The organism is Bacteroidota bacterium, from assembly GCA_016706255.1.
GTDB lineage: Bacteria > Bacteroidota > Bacteroidia > Chitinophagales > BACL12 > UBA7236.
In genome coordinates this window covers 290,589-313,690 of record JADJJZ010000029.1, presented here as the reverse complement: position 1 = coordinate 313,690, position 23,102 = coordinate 290,589, and the positions used below count along the sequence as shown (strand labels likewise).

25 protein-coding genes are annotated in these 23,102 nt (G+C 37.3%); 14 read left to right on the top strand and 11 right to left on the bottom strand.

All coding sequences use genetic code 11. The annotated features are described in order from the left end of the window. Positions 1 to 53 precede the first annotated feature (53 nt). On the bottom strand, positions 54 to 1,289 hold the full coding sequence (gene rocD / locus IPI65_19300; GenBank protein MBK7443575.1) for an ornithine--oxo-acid transaminase: 1,236 nt from the start codon (positions 1,287 to 1,289) through the stop codon (positions 54 to 56). A 317-nt stretch (positions 1,290 to 1,606) separates the two neighbouring features. Between rocD and IPI65_19295 the strand changes: the two genes are divergently transcribed. The 9 genes from IPI65_19295 (at position 1,607) to IPI65_19255 (ending at position 7,477) form a co-directional block, all read left to right on the top strand. Then, positions 1,607 to 1,990 carry a cytochrome c maturation protein CcmE gene (locus IPI65_19295; protein ID MBK7443574.1) on the top strand — a complete coding sequence of 128 codons (384 nt, stop codon included), beginning with the start codon at positions 1,607 to 1,609 and terminating at the stop codon, positions 1,988 to 1,990. Positions 1,991 to 2,001: 11 nt separating this feature from the next. After that, a complete protein-coding gene (ccsA, locus tag IPI65_19290; protein MBK7443573.1) occupies positions 2,002 to 4,503 on the top strand; it encodes a cytochrome c biogenesis protein CcsA in 2,502 nt (833 codons plus the stop codon). A 1-nt stretch (position 4,504) separates the two neighbouring features. Then, a complete protein-coding gene (locus IPI65_19285; GenBank protein MBK7443572.1) occupies positions 4,505 to 5,284 on the top strand; it encodes a DUF2520 domain-containing protein in 780 nt (259 codons plus the stop codon). 21 nt (positions 5,285 to 5,305) lie between these two features. After that, positions 5,306 to 5,635 (top strand): 2Fe-2S iron-sulfur cluster binding domain-containing protein, encoded by a 330-nt coding sequence (locus IPI65_19280; GenBank protein MBK7443571.1) that lies wholly within the window; start codon positions 5,306 to 5,308, stop codon positions 5,633 to 5,635. A gap of 14 nt (positions 5,636 to 5,649) precedes the next feature. After that, entirely contained in the window at positions 5,650 to 5,892 is a 243-nt protein-coding gene (gene iscX / locus IPI65_19275) for a Fe-S cluster assembly protein IscX (GenBank protein ID MBK7443570.1), read from the top strand. Positions 5,893 to 5,977: 85 nt separating this feature from the next. Continuing rightward, positions 5,978 to 6,910 (top strand): geranylgeranylglycerol-phosphate geranylgeranyltransferase, encoded by a 933-nt coding sequence (locus tag IPI65_19270; GenBank protein ID MBK7443569.1) that lies wholly within the window; start codon positions 5,978 to 5,980, stop codon positions 6,908 to 6,910. A gap of 2 nt (positions 6,911 to 6,912) precedes the next feature. Then, positions 6,913 to 7,029, top strand: coding sequence for a Maf family protein (locus IPI65_19265; GenBank protein MBK7443568.1), 117 nt, complete (start codon positions 6,913 to 6,915; stop codon positions 7,027 to 7,029). A gap of 36 nt (positions 7,030 to 7,065) precedes the next feature. Further along, positions 7,066 to 7,278, top strand: coding sequence for a Maf family protein (locus IPI65_19260; GenBank protein ID MBK7443567.1), 213 nt, complete (start codon positions 7,066 to 7,068; stop codon positions 7,276 to 7,278). After that, positions 7,211 to 7,477: a Maf family protein gene (locus IPI65_19255; protein ID MBK7443566.1), complete on the top strand. Its 267-nt coding sequence runs from the start codon at positions 7,211 to 7,213 to the stop codon at positions 7,475 to 7,477. The genes IPI65_19260 and IPI65_19255 overlap by 68 nt, the downstream gene beginning before the upstream one ends. On the opposite strand, the gene IPI65_19250 is transcribed toward IPI65_19255, so the two are convergent. The 4 genes from IPI65_19250 to trpS all read right to left on the bottom strand — a co-directional run bounded on the left by IPI65_19250 (position 7,474) and on the right by trpS (position 11,364). After that, positions 7,474 to 8,319 (bottom strand): hypothetical protein, encoded by an 846-nt coding sequence (locus tag IPI65_19250; protein ID MBK7443565.1) that lies wholly within the window; start codon positions 8,317 to 8,319, stop codon positions 7,474 to 7,476. The genes IPI65_19255 and IPI65_19250 overlap by 4 nt on opposite strands. A gap of 4 nt (positions 8,320 to 8,323) precedes the next feature. Continuing rightward, positions 8,324 to 9,505: an aminotransferase class V-fold PLP-dependent enzyme gene (locus IPI65_19245; protein ID MBK7443564.1), complete on the bottom strand. Its 1,182-nt coding sequence runs from the start codon at positions 9,503 to 9,505 to the stop codon at positions 8,324 to 8,326. 9 nt (positions 9,506 to 9,514) lie between these two features. Continuing rightward, positions 9,515 to 10,300, bottom strand: a complete 786-nt coding sequence (locus IPI65_19240) for a deoxynucleoside kinase (protein MBK7443563.1) — start codon at positions 10,298 to 10,300, stop codon at positions 9,515 to 9,517. A gap of 62 nt (positions 10,301 to 10,362) precedes the next feature. After that, entirely contained in the window at positions 10,363 to 11,364 is a 1,002-nt protein-coding gene (trpS, locus tag IPI65_19235) for a tryptophan--tRNA ligase (GenBank protein MBK7443562.1), read from the bottom strand. A gap of 130 nt (positions 11,365 to 11,494) precedes the next feature. Between trpS and gatC the strand changes: the two genes are divergently transcribed. The 4 genes from gatC (at position 11,495) to IPI65_19215 (ending at position 13,501) form a co-directional block, all read left to right on the top strand. After that, a complete protein-coding gene (gatC, locus tag IPI65_19230; GenBank protein MBK7443561.1) occupies positions 11,495 to 11,788 on the top strand; it encodes an Asp-tRNA(Asn)/Glu-tRNA(Gln) amidotransferase subunit GatC in 294 nt (97 codons plus the stop codon). 14 nt (positions 11,789 to 11,802) lie between these two features. After that, the gene (locus IPI65_19225; protein ID MBK7443560.1) at positions 11,803 to 12,519 is read left to right on the top strand and encodes an ABC transporter ATP-binding protein; all 717 of its coding nucleotides are present in this window, start codon (positions 11,803 to 11,805) and stop codon (positions 12,517 to 12,519) included. A gap of 59 nt (positions 12,520 to 12,578) precedes the next feature. Next, positions 12,579 to 13,127 carry a cob(I)yrinic acid a,c-diamide adenosyltransferase gene (locus tag IPI65_19220; protein MBK7443559.1) on the top strand — a complete coding sequence of 183 codons (549 nt, stop codon included), beginning with the start codon at positions 12,579 to 12,581 and terminating at the stop codon, positions 13,125 to 13,127. Between the two features lie 152 nt (positions 13,128 to 13,279). Continuing rightward, a complete protein-coding gene (locus IPI65_19215) occupies positions 13,280 to 13,501 on the top strand; it encodes a DUF2795 domain-containing protein (GenBank protein MBK7443558.1) in 222 nt (73 codons plus the stop codon). Positions 13,502 to 13,572: 71 nt separating this feature from the next. Here the strand turns inward: IPI65_19215 and queA are convergent, their stop codons facing one another. Beyond that, the gene (queA, locus tag IPI65_19210) at positions 13,573 to 14,625 is read right to left on the bottom strand and encodes a tRNA preQ1(34) S-adenosylmethionine ribosyltransferase-isomerase QueA (GenBank protein MBK7443557.1); all 1,053 of its coding nucleotides are present in this window, start codon (positions 14,623 to 14,625) and stop codon (positions 13,573 to 13,575) included. A 110-nt stretch (positions 14,626 to 14,735) separates the two neighbouring features. Between queA and IPI65_19205 the strand changes: the two genes are divergently transcribed. Beyond that, positions 14,736 to 16,004, top strand: a complete 1,269-nt coding sequence (locus tag IPI65_19205; GenBank protein ID MBK7443556.1) for an ABC transporter permease — start codon at positions 14,736 to 14,738, stop codon at positions 16,002 to 16,004. Here the strand turns inward: IPI65_19205 and IPI65_19200 are convergent, their stop codons facing one another. From IPI65_19200 to IPI65_19180, 5 genes are all read right to left on the bottom strand, one after another. After that, a complete protein-coding gene (locus IPI65_19200) occupies positions 16,005 to 16,664 on the bottom strand; it encodes a hypothetical protein (GenBank protein MBK7443555.1) in 660 nt (219 codons plus the stop codon). It abuts the gene before it with no gap. A 55-nt stretch (positions 16,665 to 16,719) separates the two neighbouring features. Continuing rightward, positions 16,720 to 17,715 (bottom strand): hypothetical protein, encoded by a 996-nt coding sequence (locus tag IPI65_19195; GenBank protein MBK7443554.1) that lies wholly within the window; start codon positions 17,713 to 17,715, stop codon positions 16,720 to 16,722. A 9-nt stretch (positions 17,716 to 17,724) separates the two neighbouring features. Continuing rightward, positions 17,725 to 18,939, bottom strand: a complete 1,215-nt coding sequence (locus tag IPI65_19190) for a pyridoxal phosphate-dependent aminotransferase (GenBank protein MBK7443553.1) — start codon at positions 18,937 to 18,939, stop codon at positions 17,725 to 17,727. A gap of 102 nt (positions 18,940 to 19,041) precedes the next feature. After that, positions 19,042 to 20,427: an aldehyde dehydrogenase gene (locus IPI65_19185; GenBank protein MBK7443552.1), complete on the bottom strand. Its 1,386-nt coding sequence runs from the start codon at positions 20,425 to 20,427 to the stop codon at positions 19,042 to 19,044. Positions 20,428 to 20,444: 17 nt separating this feature from the next. Then, the gene (locus IPI65_19180; protein ID MBK7443551.1) at positions 20,445 to 22,247 is read right to left on the bottom strand and encodes a T9SS type A sorting domain-containing protein; all 1,803 of its coding nucleotides are present in this window, start codon (positions 22,245 to 22,247) and stop codon (positions 20,445 to 20,447) included. Positions 22,248 to 23,102 lie beyond the last annotated feature (855 nt).

Here is a 23,102-nt window from a genome sequence, read left to right as displayed (position 1 = left end):
AAAAAAAATGCCATCTCAAAATTATGGGATGGCATTTTTTTATTTGATTAATTTTAGAAATTATCAATCGTTTTTCGAATGATGTCAATACACTGCAACATTTGGGCTTCTGTAATTACGAGTGGTGGTGCAAAACGAATTTTATCGCCGTGAGTAGGTTTTGCCAGTAATCCGTTTTCTTTTAAAGCCAGACAAAAATCCCAGGCATTTTTTCCGTGATAGTCGTTATTAACTACGATAGCGTTGAGCAAACCTTTACCGCGTACTATTTTGATATAATCCGGATTCATGGTTTTTAACGCATCGCGTAATAATTTCCCCATTTTCTCAGCATTTTCCGCCAATTTTTCTTCCACCAAAACCTGCATTGATGCCATTGCAACAGCGCATGCCAGTGGGTTTCCACCAAAAGTGCTGCCATGTTCACCCGGATGAATGGTAAGCATAATTTCATCATCAGCTAAAACGGCACTTACGGGTAAAGTTCCACCGCTGAGTGCTTTTCCTAAAATCAGGATATCGGGACGCACATTTTCGTGGTCGCAGGCCAACATTTTACCTGTGCGTGCGAGTCCGGTTTGAATTTCATCTCCAATAAATAACACATTTGCAGCTTTACACATATCGTAAGCTGTAGCCAGATAGCCATCTGCAGGCACGTAAACACCCGCTTCACCCTGAATTGGTTCAACCAGAAATCCGGCTACGTTTTTATCTTCTAAAGCTTTTCCCAAAGCCTGAATATCGTTGTAAGCAACAATTTCATAACCCGGCATGTATGGTCCAAACCCGGTAGTGGAATCAGGATCATTGCTAAAAGATATGATACCGGTGGTGCGGCCGTGAAAATTACCTTCACAAACCAAAATTTTGGCTTTATTTGCGGGTATTCCTTTTACGTCGTAAGCCCAGCGGCGACAGAGTTTCAGGGCTGTTTCCACGGCTTCGGCACCTGAGTTCATCGGCAATAATTTATCGTAACCGAACAATTCGGTCATAAAACGTTCGTATTCACCGAGTAAATCGTTGTGAAATGCGCGGCTGGTAAGGGTTAGCTTCCGCGATTGTTCAATAAGTGCATTTACGATGCGCGGGTGACAATGGCCTTGATTTACGGCGCTGTAAGCGGACAAAAAGTCGAAATATTGTTTGCCGTCAACATCCCACATATAAACGCCTTCAGCGCGGTCGATTACAACCGGAATCGGATGGTAATTGTGGGCGCCATAAGCTTCCTCTTTTTGGATATAAGATTGTGTTTTTTCAGATAATGAAGTTACAGTATGCATAATAGTAAGTTAAATGTTGTGTTAAAATGCTCAAAAAGGTCAGCAATGCTGCATTTTGAATTAAAAAATACGAAAAAGGAAATAACGAAGGTCTGTTTCAACAAAAAAACTGCTGAAACCGAATGAAATCAGGCGAAGTGGTGATCAAGAAAATCAAGGTTCATATCTAAAAAATGCAATTTCACGCTACAAAGATAAGGTAAATTGTGAAACACATGAACCCTAGGCCTGAAATGCAGAAATAAACGTTGGTAACTGTGGTTTAAAGCGAACATTTTGACCTAATTTTGCATTATCATTTTATAAAAACCAAAGCAGTGAAAAAATCGCATATTATCGTGTTGTTTCTGATTGCCATTTGTATTGGGGTTTTCGCCTCAAAACTCGGCAATGTGAGTTCTTATTCCAGCTTTAGCGACGCAAAAACAAATGAAGGCAAAACGGTTCAGTTGATTGGAAATTTGGCTCCCGGCAAACCAATCAATTTTGACCCGATAAAGGACCCGAACTCGTTTTCGTTTTATCTTTTGGATAAAGAGGGAAAAGAAGTGTTTGTAATTTGTTTTGACGATATGCCTACCGACTTCGAAAAAAGTGAGGATATCGTATTAACCGGTTCAATGAAAGAAAATACATTTTATGCAGACGAAATGCTGGTAAAATGTCCATCAAAATATCAGGAAAACGAAATTCAAAAATAAGGGTTTAATAGATGGAAGAATTAGCGCATCAGCATGTAGTTCAATCTATTAATCCGATATTCGGTCAGATAGGACATTTTTTTATCATCACGGCATTTATTTGTTCCATTTTTGCGGCAGTTTATTATTTTTTATCTACACAGGCGCAGCAAAGATTAATCCCGAACGATAAGTTAAAAATTGCCAGAATATTTTTCATTGGACACCTTACTGCTATTGTAGGTGTTGTGGTTACTTTATTCATCATGATATTTAATCATCATTTTGAATATTACTACGTATGGTCACATTCCAGTTCCGATTTACAAATGAAATACGTATTGTCGTGTTTCTGGGAAGGCCAGGAGGGAAGTTTCCTGTTGTGGAGTTTCTGGCATGTGGTAATCGGCATTGTTATTATTATTAAAGGTGGCAAATGGGAAAGCCCTGTGATGAGTATTGTGAGTTTGATGCAGGTGTTTTTACTCACATTTATTGTTGGTATTTATATTACAGATACCGTTCATATTGGCAGCTCACCATTTTTATTATTAAAAGATAAATTAACAGGCGACCCTGTATTTTTATTTGATGATTACATGCGTTTTATTCCTGATGGAAGAGGATTAAATGCATTACTTCAAAATTACTGGATGGTAATTCACCCACCTGTTTTATTTTGCGGATTTGCATCTATTACTTTTCCTTTTGCATTTGCAATGGCAGGTTTATGGAATAAAGATTATACCGGCTGGGTAAAACCGGCAATTCCTTACGCATTATTTGCAGGAATGGTATTGGGAACCGGTATTTTAATGGGTGGTGCCTGGGCTTATGAATCATTAAGTTTTGGTGGATTTTGGGCATGGGATCCTGTTGAAAATGCTTCGCTGATACCTTGGTTGATTATTGTTGCCGGATTACATAATCTGGTTATCACAAAAGCAACCGGTCATGCATTACGCAGCAGTTTTGTTATGATTATTCTCGCATTTTTCTTTGTAATATATGCTTCATTTTTAACACGCAGTGGTATTTTAGGTGATACCAGTGTGCACGCATTTGTTGAAGAAGGATTGACTAATCATTTACTGATATTTTTATTTGTATTTGTCGGATTATCGGCATTTGCACTGATTCGCAACTGGAAAAAAATTCCTGGAAAAGAAAAGGAAGAATCAATTTCTTCGCGTGAGTTCTGGATGTTTGTTGGCTCTTTGGTGTTGTTGTTTGCGGGATTACATGTTATCTTTTTTACTTCAATCCCGGTATTTAATACATTAATTGGTCATTTCAACGATATTTTCGGAACCCAGATTCGAGATGACATGGGTAAGCCGGATAATGAAATACAGTTTTATTCCGGTGTGCAGATTTGGGTAGGTATTTTGATTGCTATTTTATCGGCATTCGGTCAATTCTTAAAATATAAAGCAACTGAAAGCAGAACTTTTTACAGAAGTATTGCAGCGAATTTTATTTTCGCCATTATTGCAACAATTATCAGTTCCATTATTTTAGATAAACTCTGGCATATTACTGCAGACCGTGGTATATTCCATCTTGTAACCTCATATTCTATTTTGTTTTTAGCGGGATGGTTTAGTGTAATTGCTAATTTCCAATATTTAATTAAAGTATTAAAAGGCAAGATAAAAGTTGCGGGAGGTTCGATTGCACATATTGGTTTCGGAATTTTATTGTTGGGGATTTTAATTTCCAATGCAGGTCAGCGTGTTATATCTGAAAATAAATTCGGTGTGCAGTTTGATGCAGAGGGAATGGATAAAACATTCCAACGAGAAAACGTACGTTTAATTAAAAATGCACCATTGCCTTTAGGTGATTATTTAGTAACATATTTAGGCGACACATTAGAAGGTGGTGCAACATATTATAATTTAAATTTCCGTAAAGTAGATCCTGAAACAGGAAAATTGTTAGCAGATTTTAATGTGCATCCATACTTGCTGATGGATACTAAAATGCAGCAGTTAGCACCAAATCCGGACACTAAACATTACCTTACATATGATGTATTTACACATGTAACATCATTACCGGGTGAAGGCAGTAAAAATGCCCCACCAACTATTATAACGGATACCATAGCTGCAGGAGATACTATTCATTTTAATACCGGATATATTTTATTGAACGATATTGTTCGACTCACCGGTTCGCAAGACACATTTGTTGTGAAAGCGAAAATGACAGTAAAAATTGGTGTTGCAGAAGAGAAGATAGAGCCTAAATTTATTTTGTTACAATCGCAGGGACAGGTGATGCTGGAAGATGCTTCAGCAAAAATTGGAAATATCCAAGTATCTTTTAACAGCATATTACCTGAGCAGGAGAAATTTGTATTTACGGTTACCGATGCCACCTTAAATACCGATTGGATTGTAATAAAATCTATTATTTTCCCAATGATTAATTTAGTGTGGATTGGTACTATCTTGATGGCAATAGGATTTTTTATCAGTATGCGAAAACGAATTCAGGAAAATCGGTTAACACAAAAAAATGCCTGATATGCAAATTCGATCACTTACTATTATTGGAACAGGAAATGTGGCTACCCATTTGGGTAAGGCATTTTCAGCCGCCGGTATGCAGATAAATGCAATTGTTGCAAGAAGTAAGGATAAAGCTGCGGAATTGGCAAAGCAACTAAACAATACGCACGCATTGGATTTTAGTGATGTACTGCCGGTTTCAGATGCATATTTAATTGCCGTAAGAGATGATGCAATTTTAGAAGTTGCAAAAAAAATATCTACAAAGGAAAAATTATTGATTCACTGCTCCGGTGCTGCGGCAGGACAAATGGTTGATATTAATGGCAATAATTATGGTGTGATGTGGCCGATGCAAACACTCACCAAAAATAACGCTATTGATTTAAAACAAACATTGGTGGCAGTTTCGGGTAATACACCTGAAGTAGAGGCTGCAATTGGTGCGTTAGCAGATATGATATCCGACCGTGTTATAAAAGTAAGTGAATCGCAAAGAGCAATGTTGCATCTTGCTGCGGTTTGGATTAATAATTATATCAATCACATGTTTGTAATTGCGGAAGAATTGATGCAGGAAAACAATCTGGATTTTAATTTATTTATTCCGATGATTGATGAACATATCAGTAAATTAAAAACCATGTCCGCAACTCAATTACAAACCGGACCTGCATCACGGGGCGACATGGTTACACTCAATAAACACCGGAGTATGCTAAAAGGGCATCCGGATATACTACAATTATACGATGCTATTGCGCAGAGTATTTTAAATCGCTCATTAAAGAAATAATTTTGCAAACTCATTCAGGCTATGGTAACTATTAAATATATTTTTGAAGATGGGAGTGCCCCCCGAGAGGTACAAATAGAGTCCGGGTACACAGTGCTGGAGGCAGCCCTGCTCAACGATATTAAACTCAATCACAATTGCGGTGGTGTTTGCGCTTGCAGCACCTGCCATGTATATATTGAAAAAGGTATGGAAACATTACCCGAAACAACTGAAAAAGAAGAAGATTTTATCGACAGAGCAAGAGACCCAAGATTAAATTCGCGTTTAAGTTGTCAGTGCGATTTAATGGTAGATGAAACTTATGTCGAAGTAATTGTTCCTGACCAGTCAACTATTATTGCATCCTAAATTAAAACAAACAAATGAATCATTTTGAAGAGCCGCCAATATATTGGGCAGATCATGAAGATATTGCATTAAAATTGTACGAACGTTTTGGGGATGATTTTGGTGAATCTAAAATTTACCGAATTCGTTTTACCGAATTAATTGAATGGGTATTAGAAATACCTGAATTTAAAGGCACACGTGAAGATTGTAATGAAGGACATTTGGAAATGGTTCAAAGTGCCTGGGTTTATGAATGGCGTGATGCACAGAAATAAGCATCGCTGTTTTTAGTAACGCCAATATGATCATACTATTTTTTCAAAGTTTTGCGTTTTAGCGTAATCACCAAAATTCACTACATTGAAAGCCTGGATTCAACTGCTTCGACCTGTAAATTTATTATTGCTTGTACTTACACAGTACTGTATCGACTGGTTTATACTGCAGCCTAACTTTTTGAAATATGGTTTGCCGTTTACACTGAATGAATTTCAATTTTTCCTATTGGTTTTAGCAACTGCTTTAATATGTGCAGGTGGTTATGTGATTAACGATTATTTTGATGTTCAAATTGATGCAGTTAATAAGCCCGAACAACAAATCATCAGTAAAAAAATTGCACCTGAAAAAGCATTTAATTTTTATTTGATACTTACCGTAATTGGCCTGGGGCTTGGCGTTTACCTGAGTTTAGTGATTGATTATTGGAAATTGGTAACCATTTTTGTTGTAGTAATTGCTTTATTATATCTGTATTCAATTGCATTTAAACGTATGGTTTTTATTGGCAATTTTATTGTTGCTTTACTTTCTGCTATTAGTGTAATAATTGTAATGTTGTTTGAGCCATCATTATATAATCTCGCCAGACCCGGTGATTATTATATTGCAGGTTTGTGTACCAAATATATATTAGGCATAAGTTTTTTTGCTTTTGCATTAACTGTAGTGCGGGAAATTGTAAAAGATATTCAGGATATAGAAGGAGACAGAAAGTATAATGCCAAAACATTACCTGTAAAATATGGTACACACAGGGCTGTGTTAATTGCAGAATTATTTTTGTTGCTGACCGTTGCAGGATTATTATATTTAAACTTTACCGTTTTTAATATTTTCGGAAATGTTTACCTGATTTATATTTTAGTGCTGGTTGCATTTTTATTGTTTATTGGTTTTCGTCTTTTTACAGCAGGCACTAAAAAAGAGTATGGTGTAATCAGCACCTTATTAAAAATAAGTATGGTTATCGGATTAGGATTAATGCCATTGTATTACCTTTTAGAATTTTAATTATGGAAATAGTTTTAGCTTCCGGATCACCATGCAGAAAGCAAATTTTGGGTGATGCCGGTTTTGAATTTTCAATTATTTCACCGGATGTTGATGAATCGTTCATCCGAAGATGTTGATGTTGATTCAGTTCCTCTAATGCTGGCAAATAGAAAATGGAAAAGGCGAAAACACTTTGTCAGTCTGAGGATATTATAATAACGGCGGACACGGTAGTAATTCTTGAAAACAAAATAATTGGTAAACCCATAGACCGTAGAGATGCAGTTGCTATTTTAAAAGCATTATCCGGAAAACAACATAAAGGTAGTATCGGGTGTTTGTATAGCTCAGGGAGAACGTCAATACGATTTAGAAATAACTACTAAAGTATATTTTGATACCCTTACAGATGCTGAAATTGATTTTTACATCGATAAATATCAGCCATACGACAAAGCAGGAGCCTATGCCATTCAGGAATGGATAGGCATAAATAAAATTACCCGTATAGAAGGCGACTACTACAATGTAGTCGGCTTCCCTATGAGTAAAATATTTCCTGTTTTGTCGGCTTTAACTATTTAACTTTCCGTATCGAATGCCGGGCGAATAAATTTATACAAGCCCGGAAACTGCATTTCAGTTTTTTCTTTTACAGTAGTAAGTAATTCGATAAATTGATTTAATTCATTTTTATCTTCAACAAAAAAAGTTGACAGCGTTTTAAATGCCTCAATACAACGTTGAATTCCAATAACAACAACTTTTGCTGAGCCATTAAAATCAGATTGATAATTATCCGGTGCATAATCATCTTTATCGGTATAATAACCGTGTAAAGCACGTTTTAATTTCACTTCAAACATCATGGCATACCAGTCGATTACAGAAAATGCATCTTGTATTGCCACTTTTTGTTCTTCAGATTGTGCAGGATTTTTACCGATGTATTTATATTCGACAGGCGATTTACTGACATCAATATAAAAATAATGGCTCATCTTTTTCTTCCAGCGCATACACGTAAGCGTGTATTGATGAACGGTGTGACTTAAATCGTGTTGTTCAGTAAATTCTTGCGCTTCTTTCATACTGAGCATATATTCGGTTTCTTCTTCCGACTGCTCGAGGTTGTTTAGCAGACTAATTTCCTCTTCATCATTCATTAATTCATCTAAATCAATTGTGATGTGATGTACATTTTCTTTGTCGATAGAATTGCCTGTTGCAATTTCAAACAGGTTTGTCATTTCTTCAGTACTAATTGGTTCATCAGGATTTCTGCCGAAGCGCATTAATTGATCCATGGTGCCTACAGTGCATCGACTCACGTAGTTACATTTTTCGCACCATCTGTCGCAGTAATTGTAAATGCCTGAAATAAATTCAGGGTTGTCGACGAGTTTAATAAAATCATCAGCTTGCATAAATTTAAGGGTTTAAACAATGAATTGAATCTGCAAGTATATTAATTTCTTCGTGTGAATTAAAATAATGCGGACTAATTCTTAGTGTTCCCTCTATATGCTTTTGTTGAAAATCTAACAATGCAAACTTCTTCTGAGCAGCACCAATATTAATACCTAAGCGGTTTAACTCGGCTTTTATTTCGAAAATATTTTTTTTCTCCGGAAGTGCAGAAATTATATTACTGAGGTTAATTCCCTGGTCCATTAATTTAATTCCGGGAATTTCCGACAATTTTTTCCGTGTATAAGCGCTTATGATTCGGTTTCTTTCATAAACATTTTGCTGACCTAATTGTAAATAATATCTGATGGCAACTGTTGCGCCGGTAATTATTGCATTTGATTGTTCCACGTATTCAAATCGTTTGGCATCGGGTGTTTGCTGATATACATTATCATCAATCCAATCGGCACCACGCATATCTACAAACAGTGGTTCCATTTTTTTATCCAACACTTTATCTGAAACAAATAATACACCACTGCCTCTTGGTCCGCGCATAAATTTACGCATGGTAAAAGAAGCAAAATCGCATAATACTTTTTTTACATCAACAGGAATTTGTCCGGCACTCTGACAAATATCGACTGCATATAACACATCTTCTTTTGCGCAAATTGCACCGATTTCTTCAATCGGTTGAATCATACCCGTATTATTTGGCACATGTGTAACAGATACCAAAACAGGGCGATGTTTTTTGATTAATTGTTCTATTGATGCAGGATCTACTTCTCCCGTAGGCAAATTTTCTGCACGTATTATTTGAACACCGAATCGTTTTTGTAAGGATAAAAATTGAATTTGATTGGAAACATAATCATTTAATGTAGTAAGAATTACATCTCCAGATTTAAAAGGAATGGAAGAAAGTGCTTTAACAAATCCATCGGTAGCACTGGTTACAAATGCGATATTTCTTGAATGGCAATTGAGCATTTCTGCTGCTGCCGAATAAAAATCAAGTAATTGTTGTTCGCGTTTGGCATGTATTTCATATCCGCCAATCATGGATTCTTCATCCAGAAATTGTTTTACGGCTTCAACTACAGGTAATGGATGTAATGAGCAGCCGGCATTATTAAAATGTTTTACTAAACGACTACCCGGCGTGTCGTTGCGGATGGCAACAATATCCATAATTAATATTTTTTAGAATAAACCGAATAATTCGGTATTCACGCGTTGAATAACACTACCTAAATCTTCAGCATTTTCTGCAAAATTACAATGGTCGATATCAATAATTAATAATTTACCATGTTTGTATTTTGCAATCCATGCTTCATAATATTCATTTAAACGGCGTAAATAATCGAGACGTAAATTGTCTTCATATTCGCGACCACGTTTTTGAATTTGATTTACCAATGCAGGAATTGAACCGCGTAAATAAATTAATAAATCGGGTGGTGAAACCAGGGAAGTAATGGAATTAAATATTTCAGTATAATTTTGAAAATCGCGTGTGCTCATTAAACCCATTGCGTGTAGGTTTGGAGCAAAAATTTGCGCATCTTCATAAATCGTTCTATCCTGAATAATTGTTTTATTTCCTTTCTGAATATCTAATATTTGTTTGAAGCGACTGTTGAGGAAATAAATTTGTAAGTTAAATGCCCAGCGTGGCATATCCTGATAAAAATCGTATAAGTACGGGTTGTTTTCCACATCTTCAAAATGTGTTTCCCAGTTAAAATGTTTTGCCAATAATCCTGTAAGTGTAGTTTTGCCTGCACCGATATTTCCGGCCACAGCAATATGTTTAATTACACGACGTTCAACATCGTTATTTTTTTCTTCATCAACAGGCTTTGCACTTTTTTCAGATTTTGTGTTAGGAGTTGACTTAACGGTAACTTCCGGTTTTTTCTTTTTATCGTTAGCTGCCGGTTTTACTTCTTTTGTTTTAGTAGCCTGTTTGGTAGTTTTTGCCATTGTATTCGTAGTTGTTAGGTATTCAAGTGTGCAAATTTGGGAAAACTAATTGTAAAGGAGGATTAAAAGTAACGAATTCCCATTATTTTTCGTACTTCATCTATTGTTTTTTGAGCACTTTCTCTTGCTTCTTCGCCACCTTTGCTCACTACTTTACTTAAATAAGCTTCATCCTGAATCAATTCATTGATGCGCGTTCTGATAGGTGTGAGGTATTGAATCATATCTTCGGCCAATTGTTTCTTCATATCGCCATAACGAATATTGCAATTATTGTAAGCATTATCAAAAAACTGAACGGTATCAGGGGTGCTCACAATATTCATCAACTCAAACAAATTTTTTATTTCCTGTGGTTTTTCCTGATTCATGGTTGTTGGTCCGCCGTCAGATTTTGCGCGCATTATTTTTTTGCGGATAGATTCCGGTTCTTCATTCAAAAAAATCGCATTCACTTCACCACCTGTTTTACTCATTTTGGTTGATCCATCTAAGCCGGGAACTTTCACTAAATCTTCACCGAAATTATAGGCAATCGGTTCAGGGAAAAATTCGGTTTCATATCTCGAATTAAATCGTTTTGAAAAATTGCGTGTCATTTCAAGATGTTGTTCCTGGTCTTTTCCCACAGGCACTTTTTGTGCACGGTGAATCATAATATCTGCAGCCATTAAAACCGGATAAGTAAGCAAGCCTGCATTAATGTTTTCTTTGTGAATTTTAATTTTGTCTTTAAACGTGGCAACTTTTTCCAATTCACCTTTATATGCCAGCATATTCAGCAATAAATACAACTCAGGAATTTGCGGTAAATCACTCTGCACATAAATCACAACTTTTTCAGGGTCAAGACCACATGCCAGGTAAGTAGCAATGGTTTGTTTCACCAGTACTTTCAATTCAGCCGGATTATTATGTGTAGTAAGAGAATGATAATCAGCAATAAAAAAATATCCCTTTACATTTTTATCATCGCCCAGTCGCACATAATTGCGCACGGCACCGTAATAATTTCCAAGATGCAGGATACCCGTAGGGCGAGTTCCGCTAACAACAATTTCCATGCGGCGAAAATAGAAAAAAGATTGCTGATTACCGCACAAAAACGTGCTTTCAGGGCATACTTATTCGATAAATTCGTTAAACTGTGTGAAGGCAGGTATGGGCTTAAAAATATATACTAACTTTACCCCTATGAAAGTGGATAAAGTATTGGTTGAAAAACTGGCCAATCTCTCTAAACTCGAATTTGATGCTGCTGAAGAAAAGGCAATCGAACAAAACCTGACCGATATGCTCAATTTTGTCGGCAAACTGGATGAGTTGGATGTTACAGGAATAGAACCGCTGGTATATGTGAATCCGGATACGAATGTGATGCGTGCCGACGAGCCGAAAATGGAAATTACAAAACAGGAAGCGCTGGAAAATGCCCCTTTGGCCGACAGTGATTATTTTAAAGTGCCGAAAGTGCTGCGTAAAAAGTAACAAGCATGGAAGAGATTATCTCGTTAAAAAATATCAGAAAAACATACGATCTCGGAAAGGTGAAGATTGAGGTGTTAAAAGGCCTGAATGCCTCTATTCATAAAAATGAATACGTTGCCATTATGGGCCCCTCAGGTTCGGGAAAAAGCACCCTGATGAATATTCTGGGCTGCCTCGATAAACCCTCTGTGGGCAATTATGTGTTAAACGGTACCGATGTCAGCAAAATGAATGATGATGAACTGGCTGAAGTGCGGAATAAAGAAATTGGCTTCGTATTTCAAACCTTTAACCTGCTGGCCAGACTTTCAGGCATTGAAAATGTGGCATTGCCGCTTATTTATGCCGGTATGAACAAGGCAACGCGGACACAAAAGGCAGAATCTATTTTACAGGCAGTAGGTTTGGGTCATCGCATGAAACATAAACCCAACGAGTTGTCGGGTGGTGAACGTCAGCGTGTTGCAGTTGCCCGTGCTTTGGTGAACGACCCTTCTATAATTCTTGCCGATGAGCCAACAGGTAACCTCGATACCAAAACCAGTTATGAAATAATGGAGTTGTTTGAAGAGATTCATAAAAAAGGCAATACCGTTATCATTGTAACCCACGAAGAAGATATCGCCCGTTATGCACATCGTATTATACGTATTCGTGATGGGGTTATTGAAAGAGATGAGGTGAACGAAAACAAACTCAATCCGACTGAACTCAGAAAAAGTCTCGGTTAAGCAAACCAAAATTACATTACCCGGTTGCCATTCGCGGCAACTGCCATTACCTTTGCAATATGAAGATTTATACCAAAAAAGGGGATACCGGTGAAACCTCGTTAATTGGCGGAACCAGAGTGCCTAAACACCATATCAGAGTTGAAGCTTACGGTTCAACTGATGAGCTTAATGTTTATATCGGTTTGGTTGCAGACCAGCAAATTGACACAGGGTATAAAAACGTGTTAAATGAGATTCAGGACAGGCTGTTTACCATTGGCGCAGCACTAGCATCGGACCCTGAACGGTCAAAAATGGCGATTCCTGACCTTAAGGAAGCAGATATTACCTTTTTGGAGCAACAGATTGACGAAATGGAGACGAAATTGCCTCAGTTACAGAACTTTATTTTGCCAGGTGGACATACTACCGTGTCGTTCTGTCACTTAGCGCGTGTTATATGCAGAAAGACTGAACGTATAGTTACACATCTTGCTGAAAATGAGCAAGTTGAGCCTTTAATCATAACTTACCTGAATAGACTGAGCGATTATCTGTTTGTGTTAAGTCGCAAACTTGCCCGCGATTTAGATGTGGAAGAAATTACCTGGCGGCCGAGAGGTTAATTAATTAATAAAATAGTTTTCAAGGCTAAAATGCTCAATTTCAGGCTATCTCTGCTAATTATTTTAGGGAAAGGCACATTTTGTTCATATTGTTCCTTGCAAAAGATTAAAAAAAATCTATTTTTGCGCCCTAATTAAAAATCTGGTTAATTATGTATTGGACACTAGAACTAGCCTCGTATCTTGAAGATGCGCCATGGCCGGCAACAAAAGATGAATTGATTGATTACGCCATTCGTTCGGGAGCTCCTATCGAAGTAATTGAAAATTTACAGGAATTGGAAGATGAGGGAGAATTTTATGAAGGGATAGAAGATATTTGGAGTGATTACCCAACGCATGACGATTTTTACTTCAATGAAGACGAATATTGAAACAAACCGTCGGAAATGAATTTCAAAAAAAAATCCTGCTTTTGGCAGGATTTTTTTTTAGGTTTTACTGATCAGTCGATAATCAACATCGCATCACCGTAAGAGAAGAAGCGGTATTTTTCTTTCATGGCCAGTTTATAAGCTTCCATAGTTAAATCGTAACCCATAAAGGCAGCAACCATAATCACAAGACTGGTTTTAGGCAGGTGAAAATTGGTCACCATTGAATTACAGATGGTAAAATCGTATGGTGGGTGGATAAACAGGTTAGTCCAGCCTTCTTCCGTTTTTAATCTGCCTGTAGCAGCAACTGCACTTTCGCAGGCACGCATACTGGTGGTTCCGATTGCGCAAATACGGTGATTACCATCCAGCCCTTTATTTACAATATCAACACAGGTTTTATCTACTTTAAAATATTCTGCATCCATTTTGTGTTTGGATAAATCTTCCACATCAATACTGCGGAATGTGCCCAAACCTACGTGGAGTGTGATTTCTGCAAAATTTATCCCTTTAATTTCGAGGCGTTTCAACAACTCGCGACTAAAGTGCATACCGGCAGTTGGAGCCGCTACAGCACCTTCGTGTTTAGCGAAAACGGTCTGAAAACGTTCTTTATCTTCTTCATCCGGCTTGCGTTTGATGTATTTTGGAAGCGGTGTTTCACCCATTATTTCCAAAATTTTACGCAACTCTTCTGCAGTGCCATCGTGGAGGAAACGGATGGTACGACCACGTGATGTAGTGTTGTCTACAACCTCAGCCACCAACATGTCGTCATCACCAAAATACAGTTTATTACCAACGCGAATTTTACGTGCAGGATCAACTAAAACATCCCATAAATGCATTTCACGATTGAGTTCACGCAACATGAAAACTTCAATTTTAGCACCTGTTTTCTCTTTACGACCGTATAAACGGGCAGGAAATACTTTGGTATTGTTTAATACCATCACATCGTGTTCACTGAAATAATCTAAAATGTTTTTAAATTTTTTGTGTTCAATTTTACCTGTTTTACGGTGTACAACCATTAATTTGGAGTCGTCGCGTTCAGGTGTAGGATGTTGAGCAATAATGTCTTTGGGGAGTTCGAAATTAAATTTGGATAGTTTCATATAAAACTTACGGGTTTTAGAATTTGTCTGAAGAAAATCTACAGAGCGGGTGCAAAATTAACCAAACTATAACTAATTCAATGGAAACAATAAAATATCTTTGAGGCAAAATGAGTGTATTCTTAAGAACATTGTCGGAAACCTTCCCTCAGGTATTGCAGGAACTGAAGAATAACAGACTCAGAACCTTCCTGTCGCTGTTTGGTGTATCTATTGGTATCTTCTGTATTATCGCGGTGTTGAGCGCTGTTGACTCGCTTAAGCGCAATATGGAAAGTGGTTTGGAGAAATTAGGCACGAATATGATTTATATTCAGCGCTGGCCCTGGCAATTCGGGAATGAAGAATATGCCTGGTGGGATTATATCAAGCGGCCTACCATGAGTTATGATGAATATAAACTGCTCAACGAAAAACTTACCAAAGCAAAAGCCGTTGCCGTTGAATTATGGTTAAATGCGGATGACGTAAAATATCTCGATAATAATTTACAAAATGTTTCCATCAGTGGTGTAACTGAAAATTACGATGAAATCTATACCCTGAATTTTAAAAGCGGACGCTATTTTGTGCCGAACGAATCGGTGGGAGGAGCGGAGGTTTGTATTTTGGGATTTGAAGTTGCAGATAAATTATTTCCGCCAAATGTGGACCCGGTTGGTAAATATGTGTGGTTCAGAGAATCGGGGCGACAATATAAAATGCGGATTATTGGTGTGCTGGAAAAAGAAGGGGAGAGCATTATTGATATCAGTAATGATAATACCATCATCATTCCATTTAATTACATCCGACGTGTTGTTGATATGCAAAGTGGTATGATTGATCCTGTTATTGAAGTGCGGCCAAAAGATGGAATTACTGCCGATGAGATAAAAGATGAAATTTATCCGATTATGCGCAATGCACGCAATTTGCGACCAACGGAAGAAAGTGATTTTGCAGTGAATGAAGTTACCATGGCAGCAGACGCGCTCGATAGTTTATTTGCCATGCTTAACATTGTCGGATTTATTATCGGTGGATTTAGTATTCTGGTTGGTGGATTCGGTATAGCCAATATTATGTTTGTGAGTGTGAAAGAAAGAACCAATGTTATCGGTATAAAAAAATCGCTTGGCGCTAAAAATTATCTTATCCTGACTGAGTTTTTAATTGAAGCAATTATTCTTGCGTTGATTGGATGTTTAATTGGATTAGGGCTTGTTTGGGGCGTTATGTTTTTAGCTGATAAAGCGACAGGATTTGGGTTTATACTTTCCTGGAACAACGTTTTAATCGGCACTTCAATTTCAGTTGCACTGGGTGTTATAGCCGGAATTATTCCTGCAATTACCGCATCAAGAATGGATCCTGTAGAGGCAATCAGAAGTAAATAATTACATCTGGTCGAACAAATTTTCTGTATTTTGTTTTCCACCGCGATAAAAGCGATTTGCCTTTTGTGAAAACAACATGCTTACTACAGCAATTTTAGACCCTAGTTCTATAATTGTGAGAATGAAAATAAATATGCCCATGTTCGGCAGCATCCGAAATATTTGAATCAGTCCGTTCCAGCCGAGCACAATAAAAACGATGTTTAAAGCCAGGATTACCGCCATTACGATGCGTGGCCATTGTTTTCCGTTTAGAATAAAAATGCAAACAATCAGTAACATCAACATGACAGCAATATTGAATAAAATTGTTGTGCTGAATATCAACATATTCAACTGATTGAAAATAATCAACTGAATTATAAATAATACAATCGGAACTAAGGTAAGATAAGCTGCTACTTTAATTACTTGAGGAATTTCCATATCTTCCAAACCGTGTTTTTCAGCGTATTCTTTCAAATCTTCTGAACGGCCGGCAATATTCATTTCCAGTTGCATTTCAAGGTGTAGGGGAATGTTTTCAGTAATATTTCGTTCCTGTAATAACCAAAGTGCAGCAAGACGTACATCATCGGCCTGACTTAAATTATTAACCAGTTGTAATAATTGTTCATCGGACTTTTTTTGCAAAAATTTCGTGTGGATATTAGTTTTCATGTAATAAAAATAATAAATGAGAATTAAATAAAAAAGCAGGAAGGGTATTTGCTGCTTACAAGAGGTTCAGGCATTCTTTTAATAACACCGATTTATTTACGGGGACAACACCCGGCAACTCACAAACCAAACCGCCTGCAATATTGGCTATGGCAGCCATTAAGGCAGGTTCAGCACCTGAAGCAAGGCATAAAGCGGCAACACTCACAACCGTATCACCGGCTCCGCTTACGTCGGAAACATTTCGGATATGCGCTTTTTGAATTACACCTTTTTTGCCGGTATTTAAATAAATGCCTTTATCACCCAATGTAATTAAAGTGATTTGATGCGGCATTTTTTGTTTTAAAATATTGGTGATAATATTTAAATCGGTTGTTTCAGTTTGTTGTAATTGTGTTTGCAAACTTTCGTTGATTTCACGAATATTTGGTTTAAATACGGTGCAGTTAGTATAAGCGAAGAAGTTTTTTTTCTTGGGGTCTACAACAACCGGAATATTTAATTTAATACAAGTTGTAATAATTATACTAATTAAATCCGGCGTTAATACACCTTTATCATAATCTTCAAAAATAAATACATCAGGTTTGTGCTGATTAAGAAAAGTGATTATTGATTTTTGAAGTTTTTTGCTTGTAGTTTCATCCAGTTCATCAGTAATTTCTTCATCAATGCGCATCATCTGGTGATTTTTTGCAATGATGCGGGTTTTTGCTGAAGTAATTCTTTTATCGCTGCGAATAATATGTTTGGTATTAATTCCTTTTTCGCGCAGTAAGCCAATTAAGGTGTCACCGTTTGTATCATTACCAATAACTGAAAACACGACAGGCGTTGCATCTAAGGCATTAATATTCACTGCCACATTAGCTGCACCACCCGGCCTGGCATCATTGGAAACCACATCTAAAACGGGTACCGGGGCTTCCGGAGAAATACGTTCAACACTGCCGTAAACATATTTATCTAACATCAAATCGCCGGCAATAGCCACCTTGACGTGACGAAAACCGGAAAACATTTTTTTTATAATTCGATGTTGTGACATACCATTTATTTAAGCAACCGGAACAGGATTATTAACTAATTTTTCGAGTGCTAATTTCATACGTTTCATGCCTTCCACTAATTTATCATCGCTGGTAGCATAACTGAACCGAATACAATTGGCATCCCCAAATGCACTTCCTGTAACAACAGAAATATTGCCTTCGTGTAACAGATACAATGCCATATCGTCGGCATTTTTAATGGTATGACCGTTATAACTTTTTCCGAAATAATTGCTTACATCCGGAAAAAAATAAAATGCACCTTGTGGATTATTAAATTTTAATCCTTTGATATCCTGTAATAATTGAAAAACCAAATCTCGACGACGTAAAAATGCCTCTTTCATCACGAGCGTGGTGCTGATATCGCCATTTAAAGCTGCAATAGCTGCTTTTTGAGTGATACTGCAGGTTGCAGATGTGTATTGGCCCTGAATTTTATCACATGCTTTGGCAATCCATAGTGGAGCGCCGATATATCCTAAACGCCAGCCGGTCATTGCATAAGCTTTCGACAAACCATTTACGGTAACTACACGGTCGTAAATAAAATCAAACTGCGCCATGCTGGCATGTTGGCCTGTAAAATTGATATGCTCATAAATTTCATCACAAATAACATATACATTTTCGTGTTTAATGATTACTTCAGCCAAAGCTTTTAATTCATCGCGTGTATAAACAGTTCCTGTCGGATTACACGGAGAAGAAAACATGATGAGTTTAGTTTTGGGGGTAATTGCAGCCTCCAGTTGAGCGGGACTGATTTTAAAGTCGGTTTCAACAGTAGTGGGTATTTCAACAATTATGCCTTCAGCCAGTTTTACCATTGCTGAATAACTTACCCAGAAAGGATTGGGAAGAATTACTTCATCACCAGGATTTACAAGGCACATTACCGCATTTATGATACTTTGTTTTGCACCTGTTGAAACTACAATTTGTTCGGGTGTATAGTGAAGGTCATTTTCCTTTAAAAACTTTTCTGCTATGGCCTGACGCACGTCCAAATAGCCGGCAACTGGCGTATAATGCGTAAAACCATCGTCAATTGCCTTTTTGGCAGCGGCTTTAATATGGTCGGGGGTTTCAAAATCAGGCTCACCGAGGCTGAGGTCTATGATATCCCTTCCCTGACTCTTCAGTTCACGCGTCATCTGGGCCATCTTAATGGTTGCCGATTCATTCAGATTGGCGATACGTTTAGCTAATTCCTGCATGCAAGCAATTTAAGTTGCGAAGTTATGAAAAGAAAATGGGTGGGCGGTAAGGTTATGTGGACAAGCGGTGATAAATTGACCAAAAAATGCAGCACTTAATTGTTACCGATAAAATACGTATTTAAACAACCATTTGAGTTGCTTCAATTTGTTTTTGCCATACGGCGGATATCGTACCTGTAATTCAGGATTGAATTTTTTATACATCACACTTTTATTGTGAGAAAAAGTATCAAATGAATATTTCCCCTGACTTTTACCCATTCCACTGCTGCCAATGCCACCAACAGGCAGGAAGAGATTACCAAAATGTAACACGGCTTCATTAACAGTCATGTCACCACTTTTTACATTTTCAGCAATTTCGTGTGCTAATTTTTTGTTTTTGGAAAAGAGATATAAAACGAGCGGATTCGGATGTGCGGCAATTATTTTATAAACCTCATCCATGTTTTTATAGGTTATGATGGGCAACAGCGGACCAAAAATTTCTTCCTGCATAACAGGTGCCTGTAAACTATTAATTTCAAGCAGGGTAGGAGCAATAAATTTTTGCGAAGCATTAACATCTCCCCCAAATAAAATGGTTGTATCTTTTAATAAAGCAACAATTCTGTTAAAATGATTTTGATTAATTATTCTTGCGTAATCCGGACTGTCAATTACATTTTCGCCGTAACATTTTTTGATAACGGCAATAATTTTTTCTACTAAAGCAGATTTAATACTTTCATGCACCAATAAATAATCCGGTGCAACACATGTTTGTCCGCTATTACCAAATTTCCCCCAGGTAATTCTTCCGGCTGTTACATCCAGATTTGCCGTTTCGTCAACAATACATGGATTTTTTCCACCAAGCTCTAAGGTAACAGGGGTAAGATGTTCAGCTGCAGCCTGATATACAATTTTACCAATTCCTGCACCACCTGTAAAAAAGATATAATCAAATTTTTCTGCTAATAACAATTTCGAACCTGATGCATCTGTATTGGCAACATATAAATAAGCAGGATCAAAATTTTTATTAATCATTTCCTCAATAACAGCAGCAGTTGCAGGCGCATTTTCCGAAGGTTTTATGATTGCAGTATTTCCTGCAGCCATTGCACCTATCAGCGGACGCATGGTTAATAAAAATGGGTAATTCCAAGGTGCAATAATTAAAGTATTGCCATAAGGAATTTTTTGAATATAAGTGCTGGCAATAAAATGGAAAACAGGTGTACGCAAACGTTTCGGGCGCATCCATTTTTTTAAATCGCGGAGGTAATAATTTAATTCGGTTGTTACTACACCTGTTTCAGTGCCAAAAGCTTCAAATTCCGATTTGTGCAAATCAGCATGTAATGCCTGAATTAGTTGAGGTTCATACTGTTTTATGATGGATAATAATTTTTTTAATTGTGCGATTCGAAAAGTATAGGGAATCGTTGTATTCGACTCGAAATATTTTCGTTGCGCCTCAATTATCGGTTTATAATCCATGCTGTAATTAAATAAATTTAATTGATTAATAATTTCACAATCATACTTCCGTTTACACCTTCAATTTCTAAAAAATAGATACCACTTTCAATATTAGGAAGTGAAATTGTTTCATTTATTTTTCCGCATGCATTTGGTCTGTTGATGCTATATAATTTTTCGCCAAGCATATTTAAAATATGAATGGAAATATTTTGTTTTTGTGTGATGGTAAATGAGGTTGTAAATACACCGGTATTTGGGTTAGGACTCACAATTACATCATTAATTAAAATGTCGTTAACCGATTGAAAAACAAAATTTATTGCAACAGAATAAGCCACACATGGTCCGTTAACAGCCGCTACCTGATAAGTTCCCTCAATGGCCGGCGTATAAGTGTTTTCGGTAGCTCCCGGAATCGGACTGCCGTCGTAATACCATTGCACATCCCAAGTTGAAGAAGTAGAAAGTTCATTTCCGATTACAATAATATTTGGCGCAGTTGGTTGCTCGTAAACAGTAACAGAAGTAACGGCACTTTCAGAAAAACATCCGCCAACACCTGTAACAGTTAAATCATATTCACCGGTTTCAAAAACGATTAAGCTTGTAGAGTCAGCGCCGGGAATTGGGTCGCCATTATTTGCCCATTGATATGTGATATCGGGTAAAATTGTTGCATTTAAAACCACTGAATCGCCTGAGCAAAATGTAGTTTCGCCTATAACCTCTATAGCAGGAACAGGAACTGAAGGATAGATAGTTATTGTATCATAAAATGTATACGAAATAACAGGATGTGTGATACTGATTTCTACTGAATGGCTTCCGGAGTTTAATGTAGAAATACCAACATCATCGCCACCAAAAGTAAAAGACCCACAATTATCATCACCACCTGCAAGTCCGCCGTCATCATCTTTCATTTGCATGGTATACGTTGCAGCAGGGTCTAATTCAACACCTAAACTGATGGTTACCGGAGGAGAAGTGTCAATAAACGCATCCGCTTCAGTATTAACGCCTAATGCAGTTATTATTAAATATAAATCCGGTTTTTCAGCTTCAATTAAACCGGTGCATCCAAAGAATGTACAATCATCACAACCACTGGATAATATAGTAGCATATTCCAGTTGATAACCAAATGTATCAATGGTTATGGTATGTGATACGATATAATCGGTAGGCACTCCGCCAATGGCAGTATATGTTTGTGTTGGAGGGAATTCGCTGGTGCTGGTAATGCCGTTGCCAAAATCCCAGGCATAACTAAAGCCGTCGGCGCCTAAACTATGCATGCTCGTTTCAAAATCGACACTAACCGGGTCGCAGCCATAAGTAACTGTCGGAATAAAGCCGCCATCCTCCGGAACTGCGGGTAAAACCTCTAAAAAGAGGCTGTATTCCGCTGCCTGATCACCGCCGGGGTATTCTAAAGTTGCAATAAGCGGAACGGTAACCTCATACATGCCGGGAACAAGTGGAGTTCCGCAAACGCGTGCACAACCATATAAGCTGATATCCGGATCATAATCGACAGGTAAATCGCCCAAATTGGTTGAAACATGCATTCCATAAGGCATTCCAACAGGTTCCAGTATATGGTAATTTAAAAATTCAAGTGTTCCCACTACATCTACGGTAGTATCAGCCTGCATCACAAAAGTGATATCACTTTCATAATATACTCCTGCTGTTGCGGGTGGTAGTGTATCAGGGTAAACACCGGGTGAAATCCAGGCGTAGTCTATTGTGCAAGGCCCACAAGCTTGTGAAAAACCTGCCTGATAAAATAATGTTGTCAAACAAAAAACAAGGGTCAATCGCTTAAACATGTTAATGTGTATTTTGGGGAAAATTAGGGATTTTTTAGGACTTATGGGTTGGGATAAAGGGCGATTTTGGGGCATGTGGATTTTAAAAGGAACGCAGATTAAACGGATCCCGATAGCTATCGCATAGGCGTCAACTAAATTGTACAATAAAAACGCCAGGAGCGTGGATTGGTCTACATTAGAGCTTGTACAAATAAATATGGAAAACGAGTTTCGTAATTAATATGTCTAGTAAAAAAACGAACCCATTTTCCACAAGCCAAAAATACAAAGTTGGCTTAATAAGTAATGCTGAAATTTCTCGACAAGCCCGCTTACGGGTTTGCAAAGCATCAAAATAGTAAAATTAAAGCGTGTCATTTATTGACATCGTTTTTCGCATTGATAGCTAAAAGTGAAAAAGTTATGCCAGTTGGGCAAGTGCCTTGTCCGTGTAATAGGCCAGCCAGTAAGCAAACAGGCCCTTTTCAAAAGGATGAATACCGCTTGGGTTAATTTGTTAAAAATACTGCTCCAACTCGTTTTAACTAAACATTTAGGTGCACCAACAAAGGAAAGTTCAAATTATTTCGTAATGTTTATTTGCAAGATAGCACGGCAATTAAACTTCCGGACTTTATGAATAGCCTTTTTCCCGCAATTATAGTAAAGGCAAGCAAAAATCAGTTCAAAAATCAACGTTGTTATGAATGCAATTACAGGACTATATACATTTTAATATAACTGGATTTACAACAAATGAACAATGTTTATCGGCAACCATATTGATATTGCCAAAAAAGGTGATTTAGTAATACGTGACTTAGGATATTACTCGCTGCAAGTTTTGAAAAATGATTGCTACAGGTATTTACT

Bases quoted from the DNA above. Each gene is read 5' to 3' on its own strand.
- rocD (MBK7443575.1), bottom strand. From the start codon at position 1,289: ATGCATACTGTAACTTCATTATCTGAAAAAACACAATCTTATATCCAA.
- ccsA (MBK7443573.1), top strand. From the start codon at position 2,002: ATGGAAGAATTAGCGCATCAGCATGTAGTTCAATCTATTAATCCGATA.
- IPI65_19285 (MBK7443572.1), top strand. From the start codon at position 4,505: ATGCAAATTCGATCACTTACTATTATTGGAACAGGAAATGTGGCTACC.
- IPI65_19280 (MBK7443571.1), top strand. From the start codon at position 5,306: ATGGTAACTATTAAATATATTTTTGAAGATGGGAGTGCCCCCCGAGAG.
- iscX (MBK7443570.1), top strand. From the start codon at position 5,650: ATGAATCATTTTGAAGAGCCGCCAATATATTGGGCAGATCATGAAGAT.
- IPI65_19265 (MBK7443568.1), top strand. From the start codon at position 6,913: ATGGAAATAGTTTTAGCTTCCGGATCACCATGCAGAAAGCAAATTTTG.
- IPI65_19260 (MBK7443567.1), top strand. From the start codon at position 7,066: ATGGAAAAGGCGAAAACACTTTGTCAGTCTGAGGATATTATAATAACG.
- IPI65_19250 (MBK7443565.1), bottom strand. From the start codon at position 8,319: ATGCAAGCTGATGATTTTATTAAACTCGTCGACAACCCTGAATTTATT.
- IPI65_19240 (MBK7443563.1), bottom strand. From the start codon at position 10,300: ATGGCAAAAACTACCAAACAGGCTACTAAAACAAAAGAAGTAAAACCG.
- trpS (MBK7443562.1), bottom strand. From the start codon at position 11,364: ATGGAAATTGTTGTTAGCGGAACTCGCCCTACGGGTATCCTGCATCTT.
- gatC (MBK7443561.1), top strand. From the start codon at position 11,495: ATGAAAGTGGATAAAGTATTGGTTGAAAAACTGGCCAATCTCTCTAAA.
- IPI65_19220 (MBK7443559.1), top strand. From the start codon at position 12,579: ATGAAGATTTATACCAAAAAAGGGGATACCGGTGAAACCTCGTTAATT.
- IPI65_19215 (MBK7443558.1), top strand. From the start codon at position 13,280: ATGTATTGGACACTAGAACTAGCCTCGTATCTTGAAGATGCGCCATGG.
- queA (MBK7443557.1), bottom strand. From the start codon at position 14,625: ATGAAACTATCCAAATTTAATTTCGAACTCCCCAAAGACATTATTGCT.
- IPI65_19205 (MBK7443556.1), top strand. From the start codon at position 14,736: ATGAGTGTATTCTTAAGAACATTGTCGGAAACCTTCCCTCAGGTATTG.
- IPI65_19200 (MBK7443555.1), bottom strand. From the start codon at position 16,664: ATGAAAACTAATATCCACACGAAATTTTTGCAAAAAAAGTCCGATGAA.
- IPI65_19195 (MBK7443554.1), bottom strand. From the start codon at position 17,715: ATGTCACAACATCGAATTATAAAAAAAATGTTTTCCGGTTTTCGTCAC.
- IPI65_19190 (MBK7443553.1), bottom strand. From the start codon at position 18,939: ATGCAGGAATTAGCTAAACGTATCGCCAATCTGAATGAATCGGCAACC.
- IPI65_19185 (MBK7443552.1), bottom strand. From the start codon at position 20,427: ATGGATTATAAACCGATAATTGAGGCGCAACGAAAATATTTCGAGTCG.
- IPI65_19180 (MBK7443551.1), bottom strand. From the start codon at position 22,247: ATGTTTAAGCGATTGACCCTTGTTTTTTGTTTGACAACATTATTTTAT.